At 37.7% G+C, this 11,414-nt stretch carries 10 protein-coding genes; 7 read left to right on the top strand and 3 right to left on the bottom strand.

Going from position 1 to position 11,414, the window contains the following annotated elements:
- Positions 1 to 73: 73 nt before the first annotated feature.
- A complete protein-coding gene (locus QJ048_RS22310) occupies positions 74 to 1,138 on the top strand; it encodes a polysaccharide deacetylase family protein (protein WP_282336656.1) in 1,065 nt (354 codons plus the stop codon).
- A 229-nt stretch (positions 1,139 to 1,367) separates the two neighbouring features.
- Here the strand turns inward: QJ048_RS22310 and QJ048_RS22305 are convergent, their stop codons facing one another.
- The 3 genes from QJ048_RS22305 to QJ048_RS22295 all read right to left on the bottom strand — a co-directional run bounded on the left by QJ048_RS22305 (position 1,368) and on the right by QJ048_RS22295 (position 4,300).
- On the bottom strand, positions 1,368 to 1,913 hold the full coding sequence (locus tag QJ048_RS22305; protein WP_282336655.1) for an ExbD/TolR family protein: 546 nt from the start codon (positions 1,911 to 1,913) through the stop codon (positions 1,368 to 1,370).
- An 86-nt stretch (positions 1,914 to 1,999) separates the two neighbouring features.
- Complete coding sequence (locus QJ048_RS22300; RefSeq protein WP_282336654.1) at positions 2,000 to 3,571, bottom strand: ArnT family glycosyltransferase; 1,572 nt, start codon at positions 3,569 to 3,571, stop codon at positions 2,000 to 2,002.
- A 9-nt stretch (positions 3,572 to 3,580) separates the two neighbouring features.
- Positions 3,581 to 4,300 carry a phosphatase PAP2 family protein gene (locus QJ048_RS22295; protein ID WP_282336653.1) on the bottom strand — a complete coding sequence of 240 codons (720 nt, stop codon included), beginning with the start codon at positions 4,298 to 4,300 and terminating at the stop codon, positions 3,581 to 3,583.
- Between the two features lie 329 nt (positions 4,301 to 4,629).
- On the opposite strand from QJ048_RS22295, the gene QJ048_RS22290 reads away from it, so the two are divergent.
- The 6 genes from QJ048_RS22290 (at position 4,630) to QJ048_RS22265 (ending at position 11,406) form a co-directional block, all read left to right on the top strand.
- Positions 4,630 to 5,781, top strand: a complete 1,152-nt coding sequence (locus QJ048_RS22290; RefSeq protein ID WP_282336652.1) for an O-antigen ligase family protein — start codon at positions 4,630 to 4,632, stop codon at positions 5,779 to 5,781.
- Between the two features lie 39 nt (positions 5,782 to 5,820).
- A complete protein-coding gene (locus QJ048_RS22285; RefSeq protein ID WP_282336651.1) occupies positions 5,821 to 6,339 on the top strand; it encodes a hypothetical protein in 519 nt (172 codons plus the stop codon).
- 226 nt (positions 6,340 to 6,565) lie between these two features.
- Entirely contained in the window at positions 6,566 to 7,903 is a 1,338-nt protein-coding gene (locus QJ048_RS22280) for a T9SS type A sorting domain-containing protein (RefSeq protein WP_282336650.1), read from the top strand.
- Positions 7,904 to 7,960: 57 nt separating this feature from the next.
- On the top strand, positions 7,961 to 8,485 hold the full coding sequence (locus QJ048_RS22275) for a hypothetical protein (RefSeq protein ID WP_282336649.1): 525 nt from the start codon (positions 7,961 to 7,963) through the stop codon (positions 8,483 to 8,485).
- A gap of 81 nt (positions 8,486 to 8,566) precedes the next feature.
- Entirely contained in the window at positions 8,567 to 9,820 is a 1,254-nt protein-coding gene (locus QJ048_RS22270; protein WP_282336648.1) for a DUF1016 N-terminal domain-containing protein, read from the top strand.
- Between the two features lie 50 nt (positions 9,821 to 9,870).
- Entirely contained in the window at positions 9,871 to 11,406 is a 1,536-nt protein-coding gene (locus QJ048_RS22265; RefSeq protein WP_282336647.1) for a hypothetical protein, read from the top strand.
- Positions 11,407 to 11,414 lie beyond the last annotated feature (8 nt).

Raw genomic sequence — 11,414 nt, 5'->3', positions numbered from 1 at the left:
TTTTTTTCTAAAAATTCGTGCGGATAGATATCTTTGATGAGTAACGTCCAATATTTATCAAAAACAAAAACCTGTGCGTAGATTCATACTAACCACATTCGTGCCTCTTACTTTATTGGCATGCAAAGAAAATAAGCCATCTTCAAAGGCAAATAGCAATACTCCGTCCGACACAACTGTCGCAGTTTCTAAAACAAGTACAGAAAGCACAAAGAAAAATCTGGCCAATGCAGATTTTAAAAGCTGTGGGCTGCCTGCCAATGAGTTAGGTCGAATTATGGTACTCGAGTATCACCTCATCGGCGATTCTGAAGACAGGTGGAAAAGAACGCCTGAAAACTTTCGCAAGGACCTGCAGATGCTGTACGATAGCGGTTATTATCCGGTATCTGTACACGATATTGCAACCGGCCACATTGATATCCCGGCAGGTACAACACCCTTTGCACTTACCTTCGACGACTCCAGCCAGGGACAGTTTCGTATGCTGAACGAAAACGGTAAAACTGTGATCGATCCCAAATGTGCCGTTGGTGTAATGGAGGATTTTAAGAAGGAACATCCGGGATGGCCGCTTACGGCAACTTTCTACGTGTTGCCGGCAATCAAACCTACACTTCGTTTATTTGCGCAGCCTGAGTATAAAAAAGAGAAACTGGAATGGCTGGTTAAGAATGGTTATGAAATCGGAAGCCATAGCTGGTACCACGAACCTCTTGGTAAATTAAGCGATGCAGATGTACAAAAACACCTCTCAATGTTTGTAAAAGAAATGAAAGCTTATTTGCCAGATTATGAAGTGCACAGCATAGCATTGCCATTAGGTGTACATGCAAAAAATCGTGCATTGGAAGAAACAGGTTCATTTGAAGGAACCACTTACAAGCATGAATCTGTTTTGCTCGTAGGATCTGCAGATAATGTTTCTCCTTACAATAAAAGTTTTAGCCGTTTAGGTATTGAAAGAATCCAGGAAGGCGATCAATATTATGGTCCCGGTGCATTCATAAAAAATCAAACCAAACACAAAACAAGATTCGTAAGCGACGGCGATCCCAAAACGATTACTGCGCCTGCTGCGATGAAAGAACAGCTGAATGCAGCGTTGGAGAAAGAATATAAGATTGTTTGGAACTAAGAAATCACCACTAAAGTACTAAGGACGCTAAGGCTCACTAAGAAGGCGCTGAAGCGTCTTTTTTTACCACAGAGGAAACGAGATTTTTTTCACAGAGTGAAGGAGAAAATACACTGTAGTTCGTTTTTGAAGTACCATAGGGCTGCATTCAGTAAGCCATCCTCCGTTCCTCTGTGAAAAAACTCCTAGTTAGGCTTAGTGTCTTAACGGTGAATATTTCGCTCTTCACTTAAAAACCTTTCTCCAGTTTGCCAGCATTGATCAGCGCATCAAGTTGCTCATTGTTTTGAGCAGTAACAGTATAGTGCGTTACGTCATTGATCAGCGTTTCATCAATCGCATCCACCATGTTTTTATAACTTGCATTTGCAGTTGGAGTGATTACAAAAACAAGATCTTTAGAAGAACCTTTCTTTGATTTCTCCAGTATAGCTTTTTTTTCGCGGATCAATTGCCCGATACCGGTCTGCTCATTGTACGATGTAAATCCTAATGCTTTTCCTTTTAGCGCATCTTCCAATGTGCCGTGATAATAAAACACTTTGTTGTTAAAGCCAGGAATGATTGTTAGCGTTTTTGACTGCGCCACTGTAATATCAGATCCATCTGCAGGTGTATAGAATCTCATGGCTCTCACCTGTGTCCACGTTGTTGTAAGAATAGAAAATGTGATTAGTAAAAATCCAAGATCAACCATTGGAGTAAGATCAACTTTTGTAGATAGTTTTTTTCTTCCATGTTTAGAAGCGCCGGAGGTTAATTGTATGTCTGCCATAGTACATCGTTTAGAACTAAGATTCGAGGGTAGAATTTTTCCATAAGGAAACGATCATTCGGTAGAGACAAGGCAATGCCTTGTCTCTACGGCAGATTTGATTTCGCTCCTCTGCATCTGTACACCAAAAAATATCGCATCAGCTTTCCACTTTTGTATTGCGGGATTTTTACTGGCTCATCTATGCTTTCAAATTTGTCTTTATAAATTGGTAAAGGATCATTGAAGAAATTGGTCGTTGTTATATAGTAGGCATCATTACCTTTTTGCAATGCAGGCTTCGTTTGATTGATGAAATAGAACTGATGAATTTCATGCACTTCACCAATTGCCAGAAAGTTGTAATTGTTTGGTCTTGCCACATACAAATCAAGATGTGATGCAGGAAACCATTTGTTGCTTATCACAGTCACCGGGCCGTTTGTAACATGCGTTGAACTGTCGCGTAGCGCTAACTGTTTAAAATCGTTTCCAAATTTTTTCCAACCCATCATATCCAATGTAAAATCATTTTCGCCTAATTTTTTTTCATCCTTATTTCCCAGATTAACCGGTGCAAAACGTACAAGAATGAAAGCGACAATCAATCCAAAAACAACTAAACCATTTGCAGCCATTACACTTTTAGGAATAAAGAAATGATTGTTCAATAATTTATCTGTCAGGTAAATGGCGGTTAAAATGATGAGTGCACAAAAGCCAGGACCGTTCCAATGCGGCAACGTATCCATGAAAAGTGAAAGACCCAGGAACAGGGCAATAACGGGAAGACTCATACATAATAGAAAAATTTTCTTTCGCTGGTTGAGCCTGATGCCGCCGCGAATGCAAGCTACCACTGCTATCACGTACAACACATAATTGATGGGGTTCTGATAAGCAAAGCCACCAAATATTTCTCTAAAAAAACTATCTGTCTGCAAATGAAAACCATGCTCCGAAACCCTGCCACCATGATATTGAAACGTCATGAAATGGTTCGCAATGTTCCAACCAACGATTGGAGCAAGAAAGATCAACGAAAGAAAAAATGATACATAGATTAATTTAACCCGCAGCCATCTTCTATCGAAAAACAAAATGTAAAAACCAAGGCATCCCCAAATTAAAAGACCATGGATTTTACTAAGCATACAAAGCCCGATGCTAATACTTAACAGAAAGAAATTCTTTTTCGGAATGGCATAACCTTTTTCCGAAGCAAAAATTTTCACCGCATAATAAAGTGAAAGCAACCAAAAGAAAAGCATTGGTGTATCAGGAAGAATCAACAGCCCCGTAATAACATTTGCATAGATTGAACTATTGTACAGTAGTGCGGCGAGATAGCCAGCGTTCTTGTTTTTTAAAAGCGCAGTGGTTTTGAAGATCAGGTACATGTTTGCCAATGAAAAAATAAGCCCTGATAATCGAATGAACCACTCCTGCTTAAGCATCATACCAAGAGTGGAGAACCTGATGCAAAGCCCAACTAAAGGAGGATGATCAAAATAGTTCCAGTCAGGATAGAAAGCGTACTGAACGTAATAAACTTCATCGTTGGATAGTTCTGTTCCGTAAGCAACTATGCTTTTAACGATCCATGTAAAAAGAATAATGGCCCACACCCATTTTGCTGACAATTTTTTTTTGTGAGGCTGTAAAGTAAGAGAGGTCATTTTTTAAAATTAAACAAATCTTTCAACCAATGGCCAGTTGGCCAGGAAGGATTTCTTTACTAATTGACGACAGGTAACTTTGAATCTGCGCCACATTATTGTGTTATTATGAAGGTTATAACAAACAACGGCAGTGAATGTTCCCACAAAAGCGCCTGCACAAACATCCGCAGGAAAATGCTGACCGAGATAAATGCGTGAATAGCCGATTAGCCATGCGATGAAAAAGAAAACATAAGTCTGCCACTTGTGTTTAGTGGCAAGCGCCAACAACGCAAGCGTCGCAAAAGCGGTGATGGTGTGGCCGGAAGGAAAGCTGTTTGAATTATGTACCACTACACCGGGAACACTTCTTATAAGGCCCTCTGTGCCAAAATAAGAATGTGGTCTCGGTGAATGGAACATTAGTTTGAAAATGCAGGATAATAAACCAGATACGAGAAAACTTATTAATAAACTGCCCGCAAGTCTTTTTCTATTGATTGTAACTAAAAACATTACCAGGATGATTGCGAATATTCCATCACCGAGGAAAGTAAGCGCTTTGAAAAAAACGTCGAAGAAGGCGTTGTGCTCGTGATTAATTATTACAAAACCTTGTGTTTTGGTAAACACAGATAAATATATAAGGCTCAAAATAAACGGTATCCAGTATGCGAAAATGCATGGATATTTTCTCAGTGGCTCCAAAGAGTATCGGTTTAAAAGATTCAGTCGATCGTTGCTCATAAGAGATGTATTATTACAAAAGTATTTGGCGCTTTGCTGTTCGAACTTTGATTGAAAGTCCCGTCTGACAAGGACTTTGCCGGGTATTTATTTGTAATAAAGGAGTAAAAGTAAAGGTCGTGTATTACGAAATGCTTACGTGAAGGTTAACGATTGATTACGAATTGTGAATGATGTGTTATTGTAGAGATACGAGAGATGGGTTCAAGCGCCCGAGGGTGTTAATAATTGCTGGAAGCCAACTGTTCTAAATTAGAAAATGAAGAATGCGGATAAAAAATAAATGATACTTTCGGCGCCTTAAACCACCTAAATCCTGTGTTTTTACGATGCCAAAAAATCTCACAATCGCTAGCATTGTTGCGCCTGTTATTCTCGCGCTATTCAATACTTCCATATTTGGATACCAAGGATTGACGTCCTATTTTGGGTTTACCATTTTTGCCCTGGTAGTTTTTTTACTAAGCGTCTACGCGAGCGACAAAATTTTAATCCCATTTCCTGTATTTATTTTTTCAGGACTTGTTATTTATGTTTCATTGCATGGTGTTGTATTGCGAAATTTTAATCTGACCCACTACTACTGGATTTGCAGTTTGGTATTTCTTTGGGCCATTGCAATGAACAGGGAGAACAAAATATTTGCCCCAATGGTATTCAGCGTATTATCTTATACTGCGGCCATAGAGTCCTTGATTGTGTTGATGCAATGGATGAAATGGCTGCCTTCTAAAAATGATTTCTTCAGCTGTACGGGAACATGGCAAAATCCTAATGTAACGGCAATGTTTCTTTCCATGTGTATATATGCCGTTCTTCAGAAGTTAACAGCTTCCAAAAAGAAATCGTTCTTATACTTCACTTTAACAATCATATTGCTGGCGGTTGTTGCGCTTCAATGCCGCACAGCTATTCTTGCTGTGCTACTCTTTCTGATTGGGCATTTTATGCGTAAAGGGTCTGCAACCAACGCATTGATAAAGAAACAAAACAATTTAAAACCGCTCTTAATAATTGGATGCGTGTTGATTTTGTTTTCTCTTTTGCTTGCCTTCAAATTTAAGATAGCCTCTACTTCCGGAAGGTTAACTGTGTGGAAGAATAGTATTCAGCTCATTTTGCAAAAACCGATTTCCGGATATGGAATAGGAATGTTTGAAAAAGAATACAATTTTTTCATTGCTCAACATAATAATCCTTCCAATGACTATGTGAACATGCCCTACAATGATTTTCTTGAATTTGGTGTGGAAGGTGGAATAATAGCCATACTGTTATGGTTTGTTTTTGTTGTATCTGTTATTTACTATCGTTACAAAAAGAATTATTCCTTGTTGCCGGTAATTGCATTTTTGATTATTGAAATAACAAATTTTGGCTTTCAGGCAATTCCTGTATTTGCTTTGTTTTTGTTATACTGTTTACTTCCTGAGAATGACGGCATGAAAAGGAAACAAGCAGGCAATACCCTTTTTTGCTGATCGACTACTTTCCCTATAACAAAGGTTGGCAAGTGGTGTATGATCACAGTTTTGTTAGCATTGTTTGTACACCAGGTTGCATTTGCGTTTGGGTTATATCGATTGGAAAAAATCAGCAAAAAATCATATACTGCAAGTGAAATATTTGAAGCCTACAGATCGCTACCATCATTAATTAAAGGACATGAATTGTATGAAATAAAATATGCGATAGCTAGTCAATCCTCTAACCGTTTTGAAGAAGCCTTGACTCATTACAGGCTTGCAATGAATATGAGCAGCGAGGCTAATATATGGGGACGCGCAGGTTATTGCTGTCAGCGATTGACCAAATATGACAGCAGCTTTTACTACTACAACCTTTGTTATAACCTACAACCTTATAGGTTAATGCCAAAGTTTGCTTTGCTCAATTTGTATATACAAAAAGGAGATACTACTGCCGCGAAAATAATGGCACGTCAGATTATTGATTTACCACTAAGAGTGGAGAATAAAAACAGTTCATACATTAGAAATTATGCGCTCCATTTTTTAGATAGCATGGCACATAATTAACAGTAATTCTCAAGTTTATAGAAAATATTTTTTTGTTAAAATTATTTTTCACATCTTCGTAAACAGTCTGTTAAGGATCAAAGACTATTTGCTAAGGCTCATTTTCACAAACGATTTTATTTTTCCAAAAGGCATTGTTTTTTTCTTTATAGGTTCCAGAGTTGCCCCATTAACCGCCTACACAACGTAATACTACCTACCTTTTTTAATTAAAAATTAAACGCGAATGAAACGTATTTTACTTTACGTACAAGTGTTCTGTGCGGTGTTATTACTTAATCTCCAAACACAGGCACAGGGTTCATATTATTTCAACCCAAATAGCGGTTATGGTAGGCTTCTTCAGGGAGACGCTTTTATAACAGGTAAGGGAGCTATTGTAAATGTGGACAGTGCAATTAGATGGTATAATGCGGCGTTGGAGTTGAATTATTTCAACGCTTATGCGCATTTGGCGAACATCTATTACAAAAGTGGTTTAGTGCCGCAAGATTTCAGTAAAGCAGTCCAATATTACAAAAAAGGAAGCGATCAAAATGATCCTCAGTGTGAATTTATGCTGGGTTACTGCTATTTTAAGGGATTGGGGTTGCTTCAAAGTTATGAATCCGCAGCTTTATTTTTCCGACGTCTTGCTAATAAAAATATCCCGAATGCACAGCACTTTTTAGGCTGTATGTTTAGAAATGGCTATGGTATGCCAGCTAATAGTGATTCTGCTAAGTATTGGTTGAATAAAGCAGCGGCCCAAAATTATAAAGAAGCTATTCATGAATTAGTGTCGGAGCCGTTGCCAGAGAATAAGGAAATAGCAAACCCGGAACTATTGGGGCAAATAAATACGTTGAAAAAATATCATGAGCAATTTGACGCAGCTGCAACTAACGACATTAGCGGCAAGTATGCTGGCTACGCAATCTATCAAGATTTTAGCGGTAAGCATATTCAAAAAATAGTGGCTCTCGAACTAAATATTAAGAATGTAAAGGGTGAATATACAGGTACATGGACAGAGAAAAGTGATGCAGGAATTATAACAGCTGATATTAAGGGGACGTTTAAGGACAATCATTTCTTGTTTGATTCCAGCAGCCAATATACAAGAAACGATCAGTATAGCTATGAACATAACGAGCGTTATCGTTTTGATGATGGCTCACTCAATATCAAGTATGTACAAGACAGTTTATTCTTGGCAGGCGATACAAGGTTTTATTCGCTCACTAGAAAAGAGCCTGGACAACCGATGTATATAGCTCTATCAAAACAGATTGTACAAGAAAAGAAACCAACGATTCTTTCTCCATTGCAGAAACTCATTGTAAGCCCTAATCCTGCAAGCGCTTTTGTAAAGGCATCCTTCACTCTAGATCAAGCCGAAAGAACTCAGTTATTGCTGACGGATCTGAATGGACGGGTGCTACAAACAATTCCAGCATCTTTATTACCTGCGGGTAGTTATACCTACTCATTTAATGTACAATCCTTACCAGCGGGAACTTATGTTATACAGGTTGCTGTACAGAGTAAGATAGAAAGCAAAATGTTCATTAAAGTAAATTGACAAGCATTTATTAAAATTCATCGACAATCAATTTCTCTGACAAATAAAATTTAGACAATGAAACATCTTCGATATATTCTACTACTTACGATTCTTTTATTAAGTTATACATCAAACGCCTTTTCTCAAAATTATGGGCAAGAAGCTGCTGCTCAATATTACGACCCAGGATATTATGGCAATAACTTTAACGATACTTGGAATAATAATAATGGAGAGTTGGTTTCACAAGATATATACCAAACTTCAATGGAGCACGATTATTCTCCCGATGGAACTTATCCGGATATTAGGTGTTTCTTTCATGCGGAAATTGTAAAAGATCCACACACTGGACTAGTGCAAAATGTGGTTATCGATCCAATTACTGCAGATCCAATGCAGTGTACCGCCGTAGACTCTTGGGGAAGACTTTCTACAAGAAAGCTAACGCTTTTCAATCATGTTAATTATTTTAATGTAGCGGGAACGTCAGTTCAGGTTTTCTGGAATTGTCTTATTAACAAGTTGTTTTTATATGCGGACGGTAGACCGCCGCGCAATCCCCCGCCTACGAGCGTATCTAAAACTGCTATGTATTGAGAGTAAGTCAAAGCTAAACTATCGGTTACAGATGATATTTATCTGCTTGGCAGAAATAAATATCATCTGTAACCTAATAATTTGAAAATCGAAATGACAAATAATTACAGTTATTCTGATCAAACATCCTTTTTTGTGAGGGATAGAAAAGTCGATTTAGTGCGACTGGCAAATTACGAAATGATGCTCCTGTTTTGGAAAGTAGGTTCGAAGATCGACGAATATCTTTCTGCAAATTTGACAGACTCACACCAACAAATAAAATATCTGTCTACATGGCTTTCGCAGCATTATGGAAAATCTTTTTCATTTTCCAATTTACAGAAGATGGTCCGATTTGCAACTCAGTTTGAAAACTTAGAAATTGAGCAATTTATATCATTTATCTCTTGGTCTCATCTCTTGTTTATTTTAGATGTTGATGACATTGAAGATAAGCTTTTTCATATCAAAGAAACTGTTCAGCAAAATCTGTCTGTTGAAGAGCTAGAAAAACGGATAAAGGAAGCGGCTTTGAAAAAAATCAGTACCCCCGAAAACAATTTATTCAAAGCTTTAAAAAATAAAACATTTACAGCACTGCTAACTACCCGCACAAGAGCTGAATATTATAGTCATGAAAGAAATCATCTCAGAACAGATCTAATTAGACAATTGAATTTGTATTCGCAGTTACTGCTGACTAATCGTAATAGTTCTAAAAAGGCTACCCCAACCGACTCACAAGAGCGTTTTATAAATTCGCTTTATGAGATGATAGATGAACATATTTATCACGGAAATCAGCGGATGAACAGCCACATGAATTTATCTTTTTGGCAACTTGGAAAGAAACTTGTAAATCTAACAGATACTAAAGGTTCATTACCGCTAAATGAAATAATGAGCAATCTTCGTCAAACCCATGGGAAATTGTTTACAAAAAAGAATATTTTAAAAATGATTGAATTTGCTCAGGTTGTTCCTGATTCAACGACTGCTATGCAAATTGCAAAAAATGCAAGATGGGATCAAATATTATTTCTTTTAACTGAAATCACTGATCCTAATAAACTTGTTTTTTATGCATTTTGTATTTCAGAAGAAGGGCTGAGTAAATCCGCTTTGAAAGAAAAAATTAGTAGCAACGCATTTGATCATGCAAGTGAAGCGCTTCGATCAATAGCAGAACTAGCAAAGAAGGAAACAACTGTGGAAAGAAAATCGACGCGTAAAGGCAACTCAGTTTTTAATATTGATACAATATATATACCCGTTAAATATGGAGCTTGCAATAAGCTAATAGTCAAAAATATAGTAAAGCAGTTATACTTCCGACAGTTTGCCGAGTTGTAAACTAACGGCCCTGAGATTTCTAAAAAAATATTGACAACCTTTCCTGTATTATGAAAATGTCCCTTCGATTAATGGTCGCTTGCTTTGTTTGCATAGCACTAAAAACACATGCGCAAGAAAGAGCATATTCTCCATCCATCCTTTCGGCTTTAAAAAAAACAAAAAACAGAAAGGAACTTGAAAAAGCGCTACAGTATTTTTATAAAAATGGCGATAAACAAAAGATCAGTGCGATAGAATTTCTAATAAGCAATATAGCAGTCCATTCATCAAATGATTTTTACTGGGAAGATTATAAAGGCAATCGCGTACCGATTAATGAAATCAATTATGCCAAATATATAGACTATCTCAATGCTGTGGATTCTATTAAAAAAGTAGTGATAGGGTTGCACCCTGAGAGCGTTGTGTATAATGATGCAGATACAATTACTGCCAGTTATCTTATAGATGAAGTTAATACCAGTTTTGATAAGTGGAAACAATCACCTTTATCTTTAAGTTTTCCTGATTATTGTGAATATCTATTACCGTATCGGACGAGTGTAGAACCACTTCAAAATTGGAGAAGACGATACGAGAGCAAATTTTCTTCGGTTGGTGCGGTAGCAACTGAGAAAGGGATTAATACAAAATCGTTAACTGATATCAAGAATATAATTACATCTTATATCGCTCCGCTACCTGGTAAAAACCTTAAGAATGATCCTCAGTACATATTGGGTCCGATAAATATTTTGCTCCGTACCCATGACGAAGGAGACTGTCAAAATATGGCGGCTTACCGGACATATATATTGCGTTCCCAAGGCATTCCTGCTACTGTTGATATAGTACCATTTTGGGGAACTTCGACCGGGAGCCATTATTCAACAGTTACGATGGAGAGTGGAAAAGAAAGAATAGCCGCAGAGACAGGGATGCTAACGTCAAAAGATCTAATCAGGGAACCGGCCAAGGTACTACGTACAACTTTTTCCTCTCAAAAAAATACCATAGCATCATTGACCGATGAAAAGAATATTCCCCCTGGCGTTTTACGCAATGCAAACTATTTAGATGTAACGAAAGAATATTGGTCTGTACAGGATGTTCAAATTCCCTTGTTTTTCCGCAAAGTATCTGCTCCGTCTTATGTATTTGCCTGTGTTCTTAACGGGCTTGAATGGAGGCCTGTGTGGTGGAGTCGCACAGCAAATAATAGAGCTGTTTTTACCAACATGAGCAAAGGTGTTGTTTACTTGCCCATGTATTATGTAGCGAACAAACTACAGCCTGCGGGCAATCCGATTGCAGTAGGCAGCAATTCGAGCAACCTGCTAAGCCCCGATACGTTGCATAGACGTATCGTTCAAATAAAACAACAAGACTCGTATTTGATATTCAGACCCGGTAAAAAATATACGATGTTTTATTGGAACAATCGGTGGACACCTATCAATACGCAAATACCAAACGCACAAACAAAGGAATTAGTGTTTGAAAATGTTCCTAAAAATGCGTTGTTATTGTTGGTTCCGGAATATAGCAAGGGTTTGGAGCGTCCATTTATTATTACAAACGAAGGAGAAAGAGTTTGGTTTTAGTCTGCCGA

Origin of the sequence: Pinibacter soli, from assembly GCF_029961145.1 — a bacterium.
GTDB lineage: Bacteria > Bacteroidota > Bacteroidia > Chitinophagales > Chitinophagaceae > Pinibacter > Pinibacter soli.
This window is presented reverse-complemented; position numbering and strand designations above follow the sequence as displayed.

Coding starts and splice junctions, on each gene's coding strand:
- QJ048_RS22265 (WP_282336647.1), top strand. CDS start 9,871: ATGAAAATGTCCCTTCGATTAATGGTCGCTTGCTTTGTTTGCATAGCA.
- QJ048_RS22285 (WP_282336651.1), top strand. CDS start 5,821: ATGATCACAGTTTTGTTAGCATTGTTTGTACACCAGGTTGCATTTGCG.
- QJ048_RS22300 (WP_282336654.1), bottom strand. CDS start 3,571: ATGACCTCTCTTACTTTACAGCCTCACAAAAAAAAATTGTCAGCAAAA.
- QJ048_RS22305 (WP_282336655.1), bottom strand. CDS start 1,913: ATGGCAGACATACAATTAACCTCCGGCGCTTCTAAACATGGAAGAAAA.
- QJ048_RS22280 (WP_282336650.1), top strand. CDS start 6,566: ATGAAACGTATTTTACTTTACGTACAAGTGTTCTGTGCGGTGTTATTA.
- QJ048_RS22275 (WP_282336649.1), top strand. CDS start 7,961: ATGAAACATCTTCGATATATTCTACTACTTACGATTCTTTTATTAAGT.
- QJ048_RS22290 (WP_282336652.1), top strand. CDS start 4,630: ATGCCAAAAAATCTCACAATCGCTAGCATTGTTGCGCCTGTTATTCTC.
- QJ048_RS22295 (WP_282336653.1), bottom strand. CDS start 4,300: ATGAGCAACGATCGACTGAATCTTTTAAACCGATACTCTTTGGAGCCA.